The 15,740-nt window shown below is 68.3% G+C and carries 18 protein-coding genes; 10 read left to right on the top strand and 8 right to left on the bottom strand.

All coding sequences use genetic code 11. From position 1 onward, the window contains the following. Window positions 1-44 precede the first annotated feature (44 nt). Both H074_RS20690 and hisS read left to right on the top strand, forming a co-directional pair. Window positions 45-434, top strand: a complete 390-nt coding sequence (locus H074_RS20690) for a hypothetical protein (protein ID WP_007032008.1) — start codon at window positions 45-47, stop codon at window positions 432-434. A 36-nt stretch (window positions 435-470) separates the two neighbouring features. Continuing rightward, on the top strand, window positions 471-1,757 hold the full coding sequence (gene hisS, locus H074_RS20695) for a histidine--tRNA ligase (protein WP_007032009.1): 1,287 nt from the start codon (window positions 471-473) through the stop codon (window positions 1,755-1,757). A gap of 105 nt (window positions 1,758-1,862) precedes the next feature. Here hisS and H074_RS20700 read toward each other — a convergent pair whose 3' ends face one another. The 3 genes from H074_RS20700 to H074_RS20710 are packed head-to-tail and all read right to left on the bottom strand — an operon-like array spanning window position 1,863 to window position 4,273. After that, window positions 1,863-2,864, bottom strand: a complete 1,002-nt coding sequence (locus H074_RS20700; protein ID WP_007032010.1) for an aldo/keto reductase — start codon at window positions 2,862-2,864, stop codon at window positions 1,863-1,865. 27 nt (window positions 2,865-2,891) lie between these two features. Then, window positions 2,892-3,875, bottom strand: a complete 984-nt coding sequence (locus H074_RS20705; RefSeq protein ID WP_007032011.1) for an aldo/keto reductase — start codon at window positions 3,873-3,875, stop codon at window positions 2,892-2,894. After that, the gene (locus tag H074_RS20710; RefSeq protein ID WP_007032012.1) at window positions 3,872-4,273 is read right to left on the bottom strand and encodes a MerR family transcriptional regulator; all 402 of its coding nucleotides are present in this window, start codon (window positions 4,271-4,273) and stop codon (window positions 3,872-3,874) included. The genes H074_RS20705 and H074_RS20710 overlap by 4 nt, the downstream gene beginning before the upstream one ends. An 84-nt stretch (window positions 4,274-4,357) precedes the next feature. On the opposite strand from H074_RS20710, the gene H074_RS20715 reads away from it, so the two are divergent. Next, complete coding sequence (locus H074_RS20715; RefSeq protein ID WP_007032013.1) at window positions 4,358-4,951, top strand: TetR/AcrR family transcriptional regulator; 594 nt, start codon at window positions 4,358-4,360, stop codon at window positions 4,949-4,951. Between the two features lie 166 nt (window positions 4,952-5,117). On the opposite strand, the gene H074_RS20720 is transcribed toward H074_RS20715, so the two are convergent. The 4 genes from H074_RS20720 to H074_RS20735 are packed head-to-tail and all read right to left on the bottom strand — an operon-like array spanning window position 5,118 to window position 8,131. Then, complete coding sequence (locus tag H074_RS20720; protein ID WP_007032014.1) at window positions 5,118-6,401, bottom strand: hypothetical protein; 1,284 nt, start codon at window positions 6,399-6,401, stop codon at window positions 5,118-5,120. Further along, window positions 6,398-6,991, bottom strand: coding sequence for an RNA polymerase sigma factor (locus H074_RS20725; protein ID WP_007032015.1), 594 nt, complete (start codon window positions 6,989-6,991; stop codon window positions 6,398-6,400). The genes H074_RS20720 and H074_RS20725 overlap by 4 nt, the downstream gene beginning before the upstream one ends. A gap of 54 nt (window positions 6,992-7,045) precedes the next feature. Continuing rightward, window positions 7,046-7,669, bottom strand: coding sequence for a uracil phosphoribosyltransferase (gene upp / locus H074_RS20730; RefSeq protein WP_007032016.1), 624 nt, complete (start codon window positions 7,667-7,669; stop codon window positions 7,046-7,048). Between the two features lie 18 nt (window positions 7,670-7,687). Continuing rightward, window positions 7,688-8,131 carry a protein-tyrosine phosphatase family protein gene (locus tag H074_RS20735; protein WP_200865800.1) on the bottom strand — a complete coding sequence of 148 codons (444 nt, stop codon included), beginning with the start codon at window positions 8,129-8,131 and terminating at the stop codon, window positions 7,688-7,690. Window positions 8,132-8,236: 105 nt separating this feature from the next. Here H074_RS20735 and H074_RS20740 point away from each other — a divergent pair, with 105 nt between their 5' ends. The 5 genes from H074_RS20740 to H074_RS20760 are packed head-to-tail and all read left to right on the top strand — an operon-like array spanning window position 8,237 to window position 13,321. Continuing rightward, window positions 8,237-8,848 (top strand): DUF1707 SHOCT-like domain-containing protein, encoded by a 612-nt coding sequence (locus H074_RS20740; RefSeq protein ID WP_039922973.1) that lies wholly within the window; start codon window positions 8,237-8,239, stop codon window positions 8,846-8,848. 22 nt (window positions 8,849-8,870) lie between these two features. Beyond that, window positions 8,871-10,031 carry a serine hydrolase domain-containing protein gene (locus H074_RS20745; RefSeq protein ID WP_007032019.1) on the top strand — a complete coding sequence of 387 codons (1,161 nt, stop codon included), beginning with the start codon at window positions 8,871-8,873 and terminating at the stop codon, window positions 10,029-10,031. Between the two features lie 19 nt (window positions 10,032-10,050). Next, window positions 10,051-11,025: a deoxyribose-phosphate aldolase gene (deoC, locus tag H074_RS20750; RefSeq protein WP_007032020.1), complete on the top strand. Its 975-nt coding sequence runs from the start codon at window positions 10,051-10,053 to the stop codon at window positions 11,023-11,025. A 3-nt stretch (window positions 11,026-11,028) separates the two neighbouring features. Next, the gene (locus tag H074_RS20755) at window positions 11,029-12,462 is read left to right on the top strand and encodes an aldehyde dehydrogenase family protein (protein ID WP_007032021.1); all 1,434 of its coding nucleotides are present in this window, start codon (window positions 11,029-11,031) and stop codon (window positions 12,460-12,462) included. Beyond that, window positions 12,455-13,321, top strand: a complete 867-nt coding sequence (locus H074_RS20760) for an aldehyde dehydrogenase family protein (RefSeq protein WP_007032022.1) — start codon at window positions 12,455-12,457, stop codon at window positions 13,319-13,321. The genes H074_RS20755 and H074_RS20760 overlap by 8 nt, the downstream gene beginning before the upstream one ends. Before the next feature lie 94 nt (window positions 13,322-13,415). On the opposite strand, the gene H074_RS20765 is transcribed toward H074_RS20760, so the two are convergent. Continuing rightward, window positions 13,416-14,054 carry a TetR/AcrR family transcriptional regulator gene (locus tag H074_RS20765; protein WP_007032023.1) on the bottom strand — a complete coding sequence of 213 codons (639 nt, stop codon included), beginning with the start codon at window positions 14,052-14,054 and terminating at the stop codon, window positions 13,416-13,418. Between the two features lie 217 nt (window positions 14,055-14,271). Between H074_RS20765 and H074_RS20770 the strand changes: the two genes are divergently transcribed. Together H074_RS20770 and H074_RS20775 are read left to right on the top strand one after the other, a co-directional pair. Then, the gene (locus tag H074_RS20770; protein ID WP_007032024.1) at window positions 14,272-15,486 is read left to right on the top strand and encodes a cytochrome P450; all 1,215 of its coding nucleotides are present in this window, start codon (window positions 14,272-14,274) and stop codon (window positions 15,484-15,486) included. A 9-nt stretch (window positions 15,487-15,495) separates the two neighbouring features. Then, a complete protein-coding gene (locus H074_RS20775; protein WP_007032025.1) occupies window positions 15,496-15,690 on the top strand; it encodes a ferredoxin in 195 nt (64 codons plus the stop codon). Window positions 15,691-15,740: the final 50 nt, after the last annotated feature.

Genomic DNA, 15,740 nt, shown 5'->3' on the forward strand with positions numbered 1-15,740 from the left:
GTGTTATCATAGTCTTCGCCCCCACTGCCGCGAAGGGAAGAACCATGGAAGGCCCGATCAGGCTGTTCACCGTCATCGCGCTCGTTTCGCTGCCGACGGTGATGTACGGCGGTTACGCGCTGATGGGCGTCCTGCGCGAGAAGAAACTGACCGAACACCAGCGCGGGATGTTCCGCGCCGGCCACGCCCACGCCGGTGTCCTGCTGGTACTGGCGCTGGTCACGCTGCAGATCCTCGGACAGACCGGGCTCCCGGACGCCGGTCGGTGGATCGTGTGCTTCCTGCTGCTGTTCGGTGTGCTCGCCCAATCCGGTGGCTTCTTCCTGCACCTGGCGCCGGGCAAGGGCAAGCTCGGCGGACGGGTCACGAGCGCCGGGGCGGTCCTGCTCGGGGCGGCGATCCTGACCACCGCGTACGGCGTGGCCTTCCCCTGACAAAACCACTGGAAACGGCTCGTTAAGCTTGCTGACGTGCCTGAATACCTGCCGACAGCCCCCGCCAAGGGGACCCGCGACTTCCTGCCCGCCGAGATGTCCGTCCGGACGCAGGTGTTCGGCCATCTCTACGACGTGCTCGAACTGCGGGGCTTCCTCCGCTACGACGGGCCGATCCTCGAACCCGCCGAGATCTACGAGCGGAAGTCCGGGCAGGAGATCGCGGACCAGCAGCTGTACACGCTGACCACCAAGGGCGGCGAACGGCTGGCGCTGCGCCCGGAGATGACCCCGTCGGTCGCCAGGATGATCGCGGGCAACGCCAAGTCGCTGCAGTTCCCGGTGCGCTGGTACAGCCACCCGAACTGCCACCGTTACGAGCGGCCGCAGCGTGGCCGGGTCCGCGAGCACTGGCAGATCAACGCGGACATCTTCGGTTCGGACAGCGCGAACTGCGAGATCGAGATCTTCGAGCTCGTCCACGACATGATGAGCGCGCTCGGGGCGACGCCGGACATGTTCCAGGTGCGTGCCAACGACCGGAACCTGCTTTCGTCGGCGCTCACCGACATCGTCGGCGTGACCGCGGAGCAGTTGCCGCAGGTGTTCACCCTGGTGGACCGCTGGGAGAAGTCGGACCGCGCGAAGCTGAGCGACACCGCGACCGAGATCGGCCTGACCGAGAAGCAGTTCGAGAAGCTGGCCGAGACGCTGACGTCCGGCGCCGCCCTGCTCGACGAACTGCCGGAACAGGTCAAGGAGAACTCGAACCTGGTCAAGGTGCTCAGCAGCGGCGCCGCGGACCTGATCACGTTCGATCCGATGATCGTGCGCGGGCTCGCGTACTACACGTCGACCGTGTTCGAGGTCTTCGACACCTCTCCGGAGAACCGTCGTGCCCTCTTCGGCGGCGGGCGGTACAGCGACCTGGCGTCGTTGTTCACGTCTCAGCAGATCCCCGGGATCGGCTTCGGCATGGGTGACGTCACCCTGATCGACTTCCTCGACACCCACGGCCTGACCCCGAAGCCGCGCAGTGAGGTCGATGTCGTGGTGATCCCGGTGGTCGAAGAGCTCACCGACGCCGCGCGCGAGGTCGCGGGACGGCTCCGCAAGGCCGGTCTGCGCACGTCCACGCCCGTCGAGCTCCGCAAACTGGGCAAGGAGCTCACCCGAGCCGACAAGGCCGGAGCGCGAGCCGTGGTGATCGTGGGCCAGGAGGACTGGGACGCCGGGAACGTGACGGTGCGCGGTCTCGCGACCCGCGAGCAGCAGACCGTGGCGGTCGACGGCGTGGTCGAGGCGGTCAAATCCCTTCTCTGACAACGTAACTCGCGTGTTCGAAGCCGTGACTCACGTGCTTGGAGCCGGATCATCGTGATCCGGCTCCAAGCACGCGTGTGACGTTCCTGAGCACTCGAGATACGGTCAGCGGGACAGCGTTCGCATGGACGCTTCGGGGTACCGCTCCCCCGCGACCGCGTCGGCCGGGACCGCCGCCTCGATCGCGGCCATGTCCTCGGCGGTCAGCTTCAAGCCGACGGACGCGACGTTCTCTTCGAGGTACTTGCGCCGCTTCGTGCCCGGGATCGGTACGACGTCGTCACCCTGGGCCTGGACCCACGCCAGCGCGAGCTGCCCGGCGGTGACGCCCTTCTGCTCGGCCAGCGTCCGCAGCGCCTCGACGATCGCGAGGTTCCGCTCCAGGTTGCCTTCGGCGAAACGCGGCTGGGTAGTCCGCCGGAAGTCGCCTTCCGCGAAGTCCTCTTTGGACTTGAAGCGGCCGGTGAGGAAGCCGCGGCCCAACGGCGAATACGGCACCAGCCCGATGCCCAGCTCCCGGCAGACCGGGACGACCTCGTTCTCGATGTCGCGCGACCACAGGGACCATTCCGTCTGCACCGCCGTCACCGGATGCACGGCGTGCGCTCGCCGGATCGTCTCCGGACCGGCCTCGGACAATCCGATGTGCCGGATCTTCCCCTGCTCGACCAGCGAGGACAGGGCGCCCGCCGTATCCTCGATCGGCACGTTCGGATCGACCCGGTGCTGGTAGTAGAGGTCGATGTGGTCGACGTCCAACCGGCGCAGCGATGCCTCGACCTGTTGCCGCACATAGAATTCGTCGCCCCGGATCCCGCGCTTCGAAGGATCTTCCTCGTCGCGCACGATGCCGAACTTGGTCGCCAGCACGACCTGGTCACGCTTGCCCACCAGGGCGCGGCCGACCAGCTCCTCGTTGCGGCCGAAGCCGTACATGTCGGCCGTGTCGATCAGGGTGACCCCCAGTTCGATCGCGCGGTGGATCGTCGCGATCGATTCGGTGTCGTCCCCTTGGCCGTAGAACTCGCTCATGCCCATGCAGCCGAGCCCCTGCGCGCCGACTTCCAGCGTGCCGAGCCTGCGTTCGGGCAGGGTGGAACCCGTCATGATTTCTCTCGCAATTCTTTGGGGGTTTTACTTGCCGGCGGCGCGGGCGAGCCGCTCCGGGTAACGCTCACCGGCGATCGACTCGACGGGCGCGGCCTTTTCGATGGCCTCGATGTCCGCTTCGGACAGTTTCAGCTCCGCGGCGGCGGTGTTCTCTTCGAGGTACTTGCGCCGTTTGGTGCCCGGGATCGGCACGACGTCGTCGCCTTGGGCCTGCACCCACGCGAGAGCCAGCTGTCCGGCGGTGACGCCCTTCCGCTCGGCCAGCGCGCGCAGCGCCTCGACGATCGCCATGTTGCGCTCGAAATTGCCCTCGGCGAACCGGGGCAGCCCGCGGCGCATGTCGTCCGCCGGGAGATCCTTCACCGACGTCACGCTGCCGGTGAGGAAACCGCGGCCGAGCGGCGAGAACGGCACGATGCCGATGCCCAGCTCACGGGCGGTCGAGAGGATCTCGCCTTCGATTCCGCGAGTCCACAGGGACCACTCGCTCTGCAGCGCCGTCACCGGGTGGACGGCGTGCGCGCGACGGATCGTCTCGGCACTGGCCTCGGAGATCCCGGCGAACCGGATCTTCCCCTCCTGGACCAGCTCCGCGAGCGCGCCCCAGGTCTCCTCGACCGGCGTATTCGGGTCGACGCGGTGCTGGTAGTAGAGGTCGATGTGGTCGACGTTCAGCCGGCGAAGGGACTCTTCGCAGCTCTGCTTGACGTACGCCGCGTCGCCGCGCGCGGACATCCCGCCGTCCTTGTCCCAGACGATGCCGAACTTGGTCGCCAGCACGACCTGGTCCCGCTTGCCCGCGATCGCGCGGCCGACCAGCTCTTCGTTCGCTCCCGCGCCGTAGACGTCCGCGGTGTCGAGCAGGGTCACGCCCAGTTCGAGGGCACGGTGGACGGTGGCGATCGACTCCGTGTCGTCGTCGCGGACGCCGTAGGCCTGGCTCATCCCCATGCAGCCGAGTCCCTGCGCCCCGACTTCCAGACCGCCGAGCCTCCTGGTGCTGATCACGCTGAAATTCCCTCCACGGTGGCTCCGGTGCCGAGCACCTTGCGCTCCACCTGGTCGTAGTGGTCGATCTTGTAGTCGAGGATGTCGAGGCAGGTCTGCAGCTCGGCGATCCGATCGGCGACCGATTTGCGCTGGTCGACGAGGATCGCCTTGCGCCGTCCCGCGCTCGCCGCCCCGTGGTGGCGCAGGGAGGCGTACTCCCGCATCCGCTTGATGGGCATGCCGGTCAGGCGCAGCTTGGTCAGGAACCCCAGCCACCCGAGGTCGTCGTCGGTGTAGGCGCGGCGCCCCGCGGCGTCCCGCGCCGGGGGCTCGACGAGTTTGATGCGCTCGTAGTACCGGAGAGTGTCGATGGACAGTCCGCTACGTCGCGCGGCTTCCGCTATCGAGTAGCTCATGTGAACGACACTACGACCTGGAGTGCGCTCCAGGTCAACTCCGAATCGGAGCGATTGATAACAGCGTTGCGATACCCTGGGATCATGCCCCGCCCCAGGACGCACGACGAGAACCTCCGGCTGAAACTGCTGGACCGCGCCGGTGAGCTCATCTCGGCCGACGGCCCGAAGGCCCTCAGCCTCCGCAAACTGGCCTCCGACGTCGGCACGTCCACCACCGCGGTCTATTCGCTCTTCGGTGGGAAAACGGACCTCGTCAGCGCCCTGTTCGCCGAAGGATTCCGCCGCTTCGGCCTCCGGATGTCGGGGGTGACGCTGAGCGGTGATCCGGTCGAGGACCTGGTGCGGCTCGGCGTCGCGTACCGGGAAAGCGCGCTGGCCGACCCGCACCTCTACGCGATCATGTTCACGAAGTCGGTGCCGGGTTTCGAGCCCGCGGACGAAACGGCAGGCCAGGCGCGCGCCACGATGGCGCCGCTGGAGGAGACGATCCGCAAGGCCGTCGCCGACGGGGTCTTCCCCGACGTGCCACCCGAGGTCATCACGGTGGCCTGCTGGGGATTCGTGCACGGGCTCGTGTCGCTGGAGCTGAACGGGAACCTGCCGGAGGAGTTCATCGTGAGCGCGGCTTACGAGACCGCGCTGCGGGCGAACGCCTCAGGCTGGCTGCGCCGGTGACAGATCGCATTTAGCGGCCTAAACGCGATCCGGGCGGGCCGGTGGGGCGCGCTGGGCGCAAGTCCGTGAAGGCCTCCTTGAGGGACTCTGGGTCTCTCAAGGAGGCCTTCACGGACATCGCGACCGCCCTGGTGAGGGCGCATCGCGTTTAGTGGGCTGAACGCGATCAGTAGAGCGGCAGGGTGCCCTCGTGGAGCGTCTTCCCCTCGGCATCGAGGACGACGACGCCCACCTGCGAGTTCGGGTCCATAGCCCCCGGGAGCTTCGGTCGCCAGACGGCGAAAGTCCCGGCGGTGACCGCCGCGTCGACCTTCTTGCCCGCCCCGAAATCGAGCTTCACCGTGGTCGCGGCCAGCGGAACGACCCCGACGAACGGGTTCTGCGCGTTGCCGGACCCGCCCTGCTCGGCGGCGCCGAGCGTTTCGACCAAAAGTTTGCGCACCGGTCGCCGCTCGGTGGTCACGTCGGCGAAGACACGGTAGTACTCGCTCGTCCCGTCGCGGTATCCGAGCCCGCCCTGGCAGACGGCGATCCTGTCGCCGAGCCGGGCGGTGACCACCTTGACATCGTCGCCTTCGAGCAGCGTGCCGATCTCGTACGCGTCCTCGTCGGGCAGCGGTTCGGTCGCACCGGCGAGGCAGGTCTTGAAGAACTCTCCCGCCGGCGTGTCCCGGCTCGGCACCGAGGGCGGGACGCGATCGATGTTCGTCACAGCCGGCTCGGGCGCGGGCGGGAGGGCGTGCGGCGCGTCGGTGATGCCCTCGTCCGGCGCCCCGGTGTACGGCCCGACCGAGTACGTGGTCCGCGAAGGCTTGGACTGCGAAAGCTCCACGAAGAGGTTCCCGTTCCGGAAGACGTGCACCTCGGACCCGCCCGTCGTGTCGGCCGTCCGGCCGAAGAGCTCCATCTTCTCCCAGCCGGGGTCGGCCACCCCCGCGACCGTCCCGGCGCGACTCATCAGCAGCGCGGCGGCCTTGGTCCCCGCGGCGTAGGACGGGGCGGCGTTCGGGTCGGAGACCGTCACCGTGGTCGACGTGGTTTCACAGAAGAAGATCTTGTCGCCCGCGCGCACCGCGACGACCGTGACGGACGTCCAGGAAGGGGCGACGGTGAATTGCGGCACCCACTCGTCCCGGACGGGGAAATCCGCTGTCCTGTCCTGCTTCCGGATCTCCGCCCAGCACCGGTCCATGGCCGGGATGGCCTTCGGCAGTTCGAGGGCGAAGTCAGGGTCGCTCGCGACGGCAGGACCCGGTCCGTCCGGCTCCCGGATGACCACGGTCGCGACCAGCGCGCCCGCGAGGACCAGCACGACGGCGGCCGCGGCGGCGACGATCGGCCATCGCCGCCGCGCGGGTTTTCCCATTCCCTCCCGCAGGGACATCCGCAGGTTGTCCAGCACTTCCGGGGGGAGTTCACGCCTGCCGGGCAGGCCGAGGTCGTCGGTCATTTCTCCTCCAGGGCGGCCCGCAGCTGCGCACGGGCCCGCGAGATGTGGGCGCGAACGGTCACCTCGGCGACGCCGAGCAGTTCGGCGGCGTCGGAAAGGGAGAGATCGCCGAGCAGGCAGAGTTCGACGGCCTGACGTTGCGACTTCGGCAGCTTCGCGACCAAGGCGAGTACTTGCCGAAGGCGGTCTTCGCCGTCGAGCTGGTCGACGACGGTGTCGGCGTGGTCGGACACCGACCGGGGTTCCGGCAGCCGCCGGACGAGCCGGAGCCGACGCCCGGTGCTGCGGTGTTCGCTGCGCGCGAGGTTCCCCGCGACGGTGTACAGCCAGGGCAGCGCGCTGTCGCGAATGAGCGTGATGTCCGCCTTGCGCCGCCAGGCGGTGAGAAAGGTCGCCGACGTCAGGTCTTCGGCCGACGCCCACGACCCGGTGAGCCGGTAGGCGTGGTTCCACACCGACTGGACGTGGCGTTCGAACAGCTCGGTGAACGCCCCATGATCACCACCCGCGGCCGCCTGCCAAAGCTCCGTGTCGCTCCTGCCGGGAGGAGGTTCGCGTGAGTCCACCGGCACCCCCACCGTTCCGGTCACTGTTCTGGTCACACCTGTCAGTGACCGGCAACGGCGGAGATGTTGCGAAACGGATCAGACCGCCCCGTACTGCCGATCCCCCGCGTCCCCGAGTCCCGGCACGATGAACCCGGAGTCGTTCAGCCGCTCGTCGACGCTCGCGGTCACCACCCGCAGCGGCAGCCCGGTCTTCTCCAGGTGCTCGATGCCCTCGGGTGCCGCCAGCGCGCAGATCGCGGTGACGTCGGTGGCGCCCCGGTCGGTGAGCAACCGGATCGTGTACTCCATCGACCCACCGGTCGCCAGCATCGGGTCGAGCACCAGCACCGGCCGGTCGGCGAGCGATTCGGGCAGCGACTCGAGGTACGGCGTCGGTTTGAGCGTCTCCTCGTCGCGGGCGAGTCCGACGAAACCCATCTGGGCGTCGGGGATCAGCTTGTGCGCCTGGTCCGCCATCCCGAGCCCGGCCCGCAGCACCGGCACGAGCAGAGGCGGACTCGCCAGCGCGTAGCCGTCGGTGCGCGCCACCGGGGTGTGGATCCGCTCGATCCGCACGGGCATGTCGCGCGTGGCTTCGTAGACCAGCATGACGGTCAGTTCGTGCAGCGCCGCGCGGAAGGCGGCGCTGTCGGTGCGCGCGTCGCGCATGGTGGAGAGCCTGGCCTTGGCCAGCGGGTGATCAACGACGTGCACATCCATACCGGTCAATTTATCCCGTCACGCCTGCCGCGCGAACCAGCCGACCCAGCGGCGCTGCCATGGTGTCTCCACCGAGCGTTCGTGGTGGTTGGCCCGCGCCCACGCCACGGCTTCGTCGGCGCTCAGCCCGGAAAGGGTGGCCAGACAGGACAGCACCGTGCCGGTCCGCCCGACTCCGCCGTGACAGGCGACCTCGACGCCTTCCCCTGCCGCCGCCCTGCCGTGCAGATCGACGATCCGCCGCCGCGCGTCCGCCCAGTCCGTCGGGAGCAGGAAGTCGGGCCAGCGGATCCACGCCCGTTCCCAGTCCATCTTGTGATCGTGCTTCCGGCGCAGCCTCGCGCCGCCCAAATACAGTCCGAAATCAGGCGAGGGGCCGTCCGGCCAGGGGCGACCAAGGCCCCGTCCTCGCACCTCGACCCCGTCCGGCAGCTTCACGGCGCCGGGTAGTGAGTTCCCCATCACGGGAGGATGCCACTGTCGACCATAAGATGGACCCTTGGCCCTCTTCTCGGCGCTAGGCTCCTCCGTGTGAGTGAAGAGCCGGCCCTGCCGGGCCCCGAACAGATGCGCATCTCCGACGCCGACCGCGAGCAGGTCGCGCAGGTGCTGCACGCGGCGATGTCCGAAGGGCGCATCACCATCAACGAGCTGGAAGAACGGCTCACCACCGTCTACGCGGCCAAGACCGTCGGCGATCTCAAACCGGTCACCGCGGATCTGCCCCAGCAGTCCCGGTCGGCGATCGAGCCGGCGACCTCGCGCGCGCTCGGCCTGCCCGACGACCGCATCGGCGGGCATCCGGGCTCCGGCGCCTCGATCGCCGTCATGTCCGGCGCGTCGCGCAAGGGCAGCTGGGTCGTCCCGCCGCAGCACAACAGTTTCGCGTTCTGGGGCGGCGCGGAACTCGACCTGCGGCACGCGCGGTTCGCCGAGAAGCACTCGACGATCACCGCGGTCGCGATCATGGGCGGGATCGACATCATCGTGCCCGACGACATCAACGTGGACGTCACCGGAATCGGCTTCATGGGCGCCTTCGAGCTGGAAGATCGCGCCGGGACGCCCGCGGCGCCGCCGACGGCGCCGACCGTGAAGATCACCGGCCTGGCATTCTGGGGTGCAGTCGTCGTCAAGCGGAAGCCACGCAAGAACGCCGTGCCTGAAATCGAAGGCTGACCACAACCTGGGGGACTGTCCGATGCGCCGAAGTTTCGTCGCGGTCGCTTGTGCCGCGATGCTTTCCGTCACCGCCTTCCCGGCGGCGGCCGCCGGGAAGACCGATCCACGCCAGACCGCGATGGACGCGGCGGTCGCCGCGGGCATCCCCGGCATGGTCGCCGTCGCCGACGATTTCCGCGGCGTCAGCGGCGTCGCGAACATCGAGCGCCCCGGCAAACCCGACGCGTCGGGCCGCTGGCGGATCGCGAGTGTGTCCAAGGTGTTCGTCGCGACACTGGTCCTGCAGCTCGTGGCCGAAAAGCGCGTCGGGCTGGACGAGCCCGTGCGACGCTACCTGCCGGGGCTGCTGCCTTATCCGGAGCCGATCACCGTCCGCCAGCTGCTGCAGCACACCAGCGGCCTCCCGCGCGACCTGCTCCCCGAGGATTCCTGGGCGACGGGGCCGGAGGTCGACACCGAACGCTTCGAACACTTCGACAGCGACGACCAGATCCGCCTGAGCGTGACGAAGCAGCCGCTGCAGTTCAAGCCCGGAACGAGCTGGGCGTACTCCAACACCGGCTACAACGTCCTCGGCCTGCTGGTCGAGAAGATCACGCGGACGTCGCTGGAACGCGCGCTCGCCGAGCGCATCACCAAGCCACTGCACCTGCGCGACACCTCGCTCCCCCGCGACTTCCCGTTCCTGATCGGCGCGGCCGCCCGCGGTTACGAGCAGCTATATGACGCGCCGCGCGGCCTCACCGATGTCACCACCTACAACTACTCGCGCTACTTCGGCGCGGGCGGCATGGTCTCGTCGGGCAAGGACCTCAACCGCTTCTTCGAGGCGCTGTTCGGCGGCCGTCTGCTGCCCGCGGACCTGCTGACGCAGATGAAGAAGACGGTCCCGGTGGGCGGCGGCATGGAGTACGGCCTCGGCCTGATGAAGCTGAACCTCAAGACAGCCGGTGCCTGCGCGGACGAGCACGTCGTCTGGGGTCACGGCGGCGACCTGCCCGGGTTCAACACCCTCAGCTTCCACGACGATTCCGGCAAGGACATCTCCACGCTGGCCACGGTGGACCTCACCGCGTCGCCGGACGCCGCGCTCAAGCGTCAGCTGCCGATGATCTCCGAGTTCTGCTCGCCGGTGGTCCCGGCCAGGGCGCTCGCCCAGGCCCCGGTGCCCAGCCTGTAGGCCGCTTACACTCACCCGTATGACAGCTACGACCAGCTCGTCAGCGGCGACGGCCACCCCGTCGCCGCTGACGGACGCGACTCGCGACGAGGCGAGCCTGCGCCGGTTCCTGCACGGGCTGCCTGGTGTGGACCAGGTCGGCGTCGAGCAGCGGGCCGCAGGCCTCGGCACGCGCAGCATCAAGAAGGCCGCCAAGCTCTGGGCGATCGACACCGCCATTTCGATGGTCGACCTGACGACCCTCGAAGGTGCCGACACCCAGGGCAAGGTCCGCGCGCTCGCGGCGAAGGCCAAGCGGCCCGACCCGGAACGCCCGGACACCCCTCAGGTCGCGGCCGTGTGCGTGTACCCGGACATGGTCGAGACGGCTGTCGAAGCCCTTCGCGGCACCGGCATCCACGTCGCGAGTGTGGCCACCGGCTTCCCGGCCGGCCGCACGAGCCGTGAGATCAAACTGGCCGACACCAAGATCGCCGTCGACGCCGGCGCCGCCGAGATCGACATGGTGATCGACCGCGGCGCGTTCCTGGAAGGCCGCTACCTGGAGGTCTTCGAGGAGATCCAGGCCATCAAGGCGGCCTGTGGCAGCGCTCACCTCAAGGTCATCCTCGAGACCGGTGAGCTGGCCACCTACGACAATGTCCGCCGCGCGTCCTGGCTCGCGCTGCTGGCGGGCGGCGACTTCATCAAGACCTCCACCGGCAAGGTCTCGCCCGCCGCGACACTGCCCGTCACCCATGTGATGCTGCAGGCCGTCCGCGACTGGTTCGTCCAGACCGGTGAACTGCGCGGCGTCAAACCGGCCGGTGGCATCCGGACGACCAAGGACGCGATCAAGTACCTGGTCGCGGTGCACGAGGTCGCCGGCGAGCAGTGGCTGAACCCGGATCTGTTCCGGTTCGGGGCGTCCAGCCTGCTCAACGACCTCCTGCTGCAGCGCCGCACCCAGGCCGACGGCCACTACAGCGGTCCCGACTACGTGACGGTGGACTGATCCATGGGCATCTTCGAGTACGCGCCCGCGCCCGAATCGCGCGACCTCGCGAACCTCAAGTCGCATTACCGGCCGTTCGTCAACGGCGAATTCGTGGACGGCTCCGGCGAGCCGCTCAAGACGATCAACCCGGCCACCGAAGAGGTGCTCGCCGAGGTCGGCACCGCGTCGGTGTCCGATGTGGACACAGCGGTGAAGGCCGCGCGCAAGGCGTACACAGGCGTCTGGTCCAAGATGCCGGGCTCCGAGCGCGCCAAGTACCTGTTCCGCATCGCCCGCCTGATCCAGGAGCGGTCACGGGAACTGGCCGTGCTGGAAAGCCTCGACAACGGCAAGCCGATCAAGGAATCGCGCGATTCCGACGTGCCGACGGCCGCCGCGCACTTCTTCTACCACGCCGGCTGGGCCGACAAGCTCGACTACGCGGGCTACGGCCCGAACCCGAAGCCGCTCGGTGTCGCGGGGCAGGTCATCCCGTGGAACTTCCCGCTGCTCATGCTGGCGTGGAAGATCGCGCCCGCGCTGGCCACCGGCAACACCGTCGTGCTCAAGCCCGCGGAGACCACGCCGCTGACGGCGCTCGTGTTCGCGGAGATCTGCCAGCAGGCCGAACTCCCGCCCGGCGTGGTGAACATCCTCCCCGGCGCCGGGGACATCGGCGCCACGCTCGTGGGCCACGACGACGTCGACAAGGTCGCGTTCACCGGATCGACCGAGGTCGGCAAGGCCATCCAGCGCCAGATCGCGGGCACCGCGAAGAAACTGACGCTGGAACTCGGCGGCAAGGCGGCGAACATCGTCTTCGACGACGCTCCGCTGGACCAGGCCGTCGAAGGGATCGTCAACGGGATCTTCTTCAACCAGGGCCACGTCTGCTGCGCGGGCTCGCGCCTGCTGGTGCAGGAATCCATCGCCGAGGAACTGCTCGAAAAGCTGCGCTACCGCGTCTCGACGCTGCGGCTGGGCGACCCGCTGGACAAGAACACCGACATCGGCGCGATCAACTCCGCCGAGCAGCTCGCGAAGATCAAGGGTCTCGTGGAGTCCGGTGACGCCGAGGGCGCGCAGCGCTGGACCAGCCCGTGCCCGGTGCCGGAACGCGGTTTCTTCTTCGCTCCCACGGTGTTCTCCGATGTCCAGCAGTCGATGCGCATCGCCCGCGAGGAGATCTTCGGGCCGGTGCTTTCGGTGCTGACCTTCCGCACGCCGGACGAGGCCGTCACCAAGGCGAACAACACGCCGTATGGGCTCTCCGCCGGAATCTGGACCGAAAAGGGCTCGCGCATCCTCTGGATGGCGAACCAGCTCCGTGCCGGCGTCGTCTGGGCCAACACGTTCAACCGCTTCGATCCCGCCGCGCCGTTCGGCGGCTACCAGGAGTCGGGTTTCGGCCGCGAAGGCGGACGCACCGGACTGGAGGCCTACCTCGATGTCTGACCGTATTTCGGTGGCGAAGACCTACAAGCTCTACATCGGCGGCAAGTTCCCGCGCTCGGAATCCGGCCGCGTGTACCCGGTCACCGACACCAAGGGCAAGTTCCTGGCGAACGCCTCGCACGCGTCCCGCAAGGATGTCCGCGACGCGGTTTCCGCCGCCCGCAAGGCTTTCGGCGGCTGGTCGTCGGCGACGGCGTACAACCGCGGCCAGGTGCTGTACCGGGTGGCGGAGATGCTGGAAGGCCGCCGCGAGCAGTTCGTCGCGGAGGTGTCGGCTTCCGAAGGCATCGCGGCGAAGAAGGCTCAGTCCCTTGTGGACGCTTCGATCGACCGCTGGGTCTGGTACGCGGGCTGGACGGACAAGATCGCGACCGTGCTCGGCGCGGCCAACCCGGTCGCGGGCCCGTACTTCTCCTTCACCGTGCCGGAACCGACCGGTGTCGTGGGCGTCCTGGCACCGCAGCAGTCGTCATTGCTGGGCCTGGTGAGTGTGCTGGCCCCGGTGCTGGCGACGGGTTCGACCGCGGTGGTCGTCTCCAGCGCGGACCGGCCGCTGCCCGCGATCACGCTTTCGGAGGTCCTGGCGACGTCCGACCTGCCCGGCGGGGTCGCGAACATCCTGACCGGCCGCGCGTCGGAGCTGGGTTCGTGGCTCGCGTCGCACGGGGACGTCAACGCCCTCGACCCGACCGGCGCGGAGCCGTCCGCGCGGGCGGACCTGGCGCGTGAGGCCGCGGGCACTGTGAAGCGAGTCCTGACCGTCCCGGACACCGAGCCGGACTGGACGGCCGACGCCGACATCGCGCGGCTGCGGCGGTACCTCGAGGCGAAGACCGTCTGGCATCCGCTGGGTGTCTGACCCTCCTGCTCCGCGCAGTTGGACACCTCCAAGTACATGAAGGCCCCCTTCCTTGCGCCTAGGTACAGGAAGGGGGCCTTCATGTACCGGAAACCTACGGATCCAGATCGGCCCCGGTCAGCGCCTGCCCCGGAAGCGGCTCGTTCGAGTCGGCGGCCCGGAGCCCGTCGATCATGATCCCGATGCAGCGCCGGGTCGCCATCCGCGCGACCTCCGCGCTCTTGCCCGGCATCTGCCGCAGCACGATCGCGAACAGGATCGCCACGTCACCGGTCGCGACGTCGGGCCGCAGCCGCCCCTCCGCCTGCGCACCCTGGACGAACGAGTCCATCACCTCGAGCAGTTCGTCGCGCAGGGCTTTGATCGCGGGATCGCTCGTGAGGATCGCCAGCGCCCGAGGCGACACCATCGCGAGCTGGATGCTCAGCTGCAACTCCATCGACTGGTGCAGGAGCCGGATCAGGGCATCCCAGTCGGAGGACTCCTCGTCCTTCGCGGCCTTCGCGTCCCGAAGGACCCGATCGAAGTTGTCGACGGCGACCGCCCGGATCAACGCGTCCCGGTCCGGGAACCGCCGGTACAGGGTGCCGACGCCGACACCGGCCGAACGCGCGATCTCCTCCATCGGGACCTCGGCGCCTTGGGCGGCGAAGATGACTCTCGCGGCGGCCAGGATCTGATCCCGGTTCCGGCGCGCGTCGGCGCGCAAGCGGGTCTCGGGGTCGGCTGTCATGATCCTCGCCTCTCGAAGGGTCCTTCAGGGCCGTGATTCTCGCACGTGAGGACGTGCCCTTCACGCTTCCCGGGAACCACCCCTTCGCGAGTGGACGATCCACCTCCACTTGAGTACCTTGGTGACCTAAGCGGAATGAAACCATCCGCATACTATTTGGGGCCCACTGTCCGATATCGCCCGAACCCACCCGACATTTCTGGGGAAGGACAACCCGATGACCGACGTCGAGGAAACCACCGCGACCTTGCCGCTGGCCCGCAAGTGCCCGTTTTCGCCACCGCCCGAATATGAGCGCCTTCGCCGGGAAAGTCCGATTTCCCGGGTCGGACTTCCGTCCGGCCAAACGGCTTGGGCGCTCACCCGGCTCGAAGACATCCGCGAAATGCTGAGCAGCCCGCATTTCAGCTCCGATCGGCAGAATCCGTCGTTCCCGCTGATGGTCGCGCGGCAGATTCGGCGCGAGGACAAACCGTTCCGCCCGTCCCTCATCGCGATGGACCCGCCGGAGCACAGCCAGGCCCGGCGTGACGTCGTCGGGGAATTCACGGTCAAGCGCATGAAGGCGCTCCAGCCACGGATCCAGCAGATCGTCGACGAGCACCTCGACGCCCTGCTCGCGGGCCCCAAACCCGCCGATCTGGTCCAGGCGCTTTCCCTGCCTGTTCCGTCACTGGTGATCTGCGAACTGCTCGGCGTTCCCTATTCGGACCACGAGTTCTTCCAGGCGCGCAGTTCCAAGATGCTCAGCCGGGAAGTCAGCGCGGAAGAACGGATGGCCGCGTTCGAGCAGCTCGAGAACTACCTCGACGAACTCGTCACCAAGAAGGAAGCGAACGCCACCGAGGACGACCTCCTCGGGCGTCAGATCCTGAAGCAGCGGGAAACGGGCGAGGCCGACCACGGCGAACTCGTCGGATTGGCGTTCCTGCTGCTCATCGCCGGACACGAGACGACGGCGAACATGATCTCGCTCGGCACGGTGACCCTGCTGGAGAATCCCGATCAGCTGGCGAAGATCAAGGCGGACCCGGGCAAGACCCTCGCCGCGATCGAAGAACTCCTGCGGGTCTTCACCATCGCGGAGACGGCGACCTCACGCTTCGCCACGGCGGACGTCGAGATCGGCGGCACGCTCATCCGCGCGGGTGAAGGCGTCGTCGGACTGAGCAACGCGGGCAACCACGATCCGGACGGTTTCGAGAACCCCGACACCTTCGACATCGACCGCGGCGCGCGGCATCACGTCGCGTTCGGATTCGGTGTGCACCAGTGCCTCGGCCAGAACTTGGCACGGTTGGAACTCCAGATCGTGTTCGATACGTTGTTCCGGCGAATGCCGGGCATCCGGATCGCCGTTCCGGTCGACGAACTGCCGTTCAAGCACGATTCGACGATCTACGGCCTCCACGCCCTTCCGGTCACCTGGTAGGAGGAGCCAATGAAGATCATCGCGGACACCGGGAAGTGCGTGGGCGCGGGCCAGTGCGTGCTCACCGACCCCGATCTGTTCGACCAGAGCGAGGACGACGGGACGGTCATCGTGCTGAACGCCGAGCCCGAAGGCGAGGAGTCGGAGGAGAACGCGCGCACCGCCGTGCACATCTGCCCGGGGCAGGCCCTGTCGCTTGCGTGATCGATGGGGCTCGTGAGTGGTAAGGACGGTTAGAACCGTCCTTACCACTC

The sequence above is a fragment of the Amycolatopsis decaplanina DSM 44594 genome, from assembly GCF_000342005.1.
GTDB lineage: Bacteria > Actinomycetota > Actinomycetes > Mycobacteriales > Pseudonocardiaceae > Amycolatopsis > Amycolatopsis decaplanina.

What these genes read in the sequence shown, in the direction of transcription:
- H074_RS20690 (WP_007032008.1), top strand. Translation starts at nt 45, where the DNA reads ATGGAAGGCCCGATCAGGCTGTTCACCGTCATCGCGCTCGTTTCGCTG.
- H074_RS20700 (WP_007032010.1), bottom strand. Translation starts at nt 2,864, where the DNA reads ATGACGGGTTCCACCCTGCCCGAACGCAGGCTCGGCACGCTGGAAGTC.
- H074_RS20710 (WP_007032012.1), bottom strand. Translation starts at nt 4,273, where the DNA reads ATGAGCTACTCGATAGCGGAAGCCGCGCGACGTAGCGGACTGTCCATC.
- H074_RS20715 (WP_007032013.1), top strand. Translation starts at nt 4,358, where the DNA reads ATGCCCCGCCCCAGGACGCACGACGAGAACCTCCGGCTGAAACTGCTG.
- H074_RS20720 (WP_007032014.1), bottom strand. Translation starts at nt 6,401, where the DNA reads ATGACCGACGACCTCGGCCTGCCCGGCAGGCGTGAACTCCCCCCGGAA.
- upp (WP_007032016.1), bottom strand. Translation starts at nt 7,669, where the DNA reads ATGGATGTGCACGTCGTTGATCACCCGCTGGCCAAGGCCAGGCTCTCC.
- H074_RS20735 (WP_200865800.1), bottom strand. Translation starts at nt 8,131, where the DNA reads ATGGGGAACTCACTACCCGGCGCCGTGAAGCTGCCGGACGGGGTCGAG.
- H074_RS20740 (WP_039922973.1), top strand. Translation starts at nt 8,237, where the DNA reads ATGCGCATCTCCGACGCCGACCGCGAGCAGGTCGCGCAGGTGCTGCAC.
- H074_RS20745 (WP_007032019.1), top strand. Translation starts at nt 8,871, where the DNA reads ATGCGCCGAAGTTTCGTCGCGGTCGCTTGTGCCGCGATGCTTTCCGTC.
- deoC (WP_007032020.1), top strand. Translation starts at nt 10,051, where the DNA reads ATGACAGCTACGACCAGCTCGTCAGCGGCGACGGCCACCCCGTCGCCG.
- H074_RS20755 (WP_007032021.1), top strand. Translation starts at nt 11,029, where the DNA reads ATGGGCATCTTCGAGTACGCGCCCGCGCCCGAATCGCGCGACCTCGCG.
- H074_RS20760 (WP_007032022.1), top strand. Translation starts at nt 12,455, where the DNA reads ATGTCTGACCGTATTTCGGTGGCGAAGACCTACAAGCTCTACATCGGC.
- H074_RS20765 (WP_007032023.1), bottom strand. Translation starts at nt 14,054, where the DNA reads ATGACAGCCGACCCCGAGACCCGCTTGCGCGCCGACGCGCGCCGGAAC.
- H074_RS20770 (WP_007032024.1), top strand. Translation starts at nt 14,272, where the DNA reads ATGACCGACGTCGAGGAAACCACCGCGACCTTGCCGCTGGCCCGCAAG.
- H074_RS20775 (WP_007032025.1), top strand. Translation starts at nt 15,496, where the DNA reads ATGAAGATCATCGCGGACACCGGGAAGTGCGTGGGCGCGGGCCAGTGC.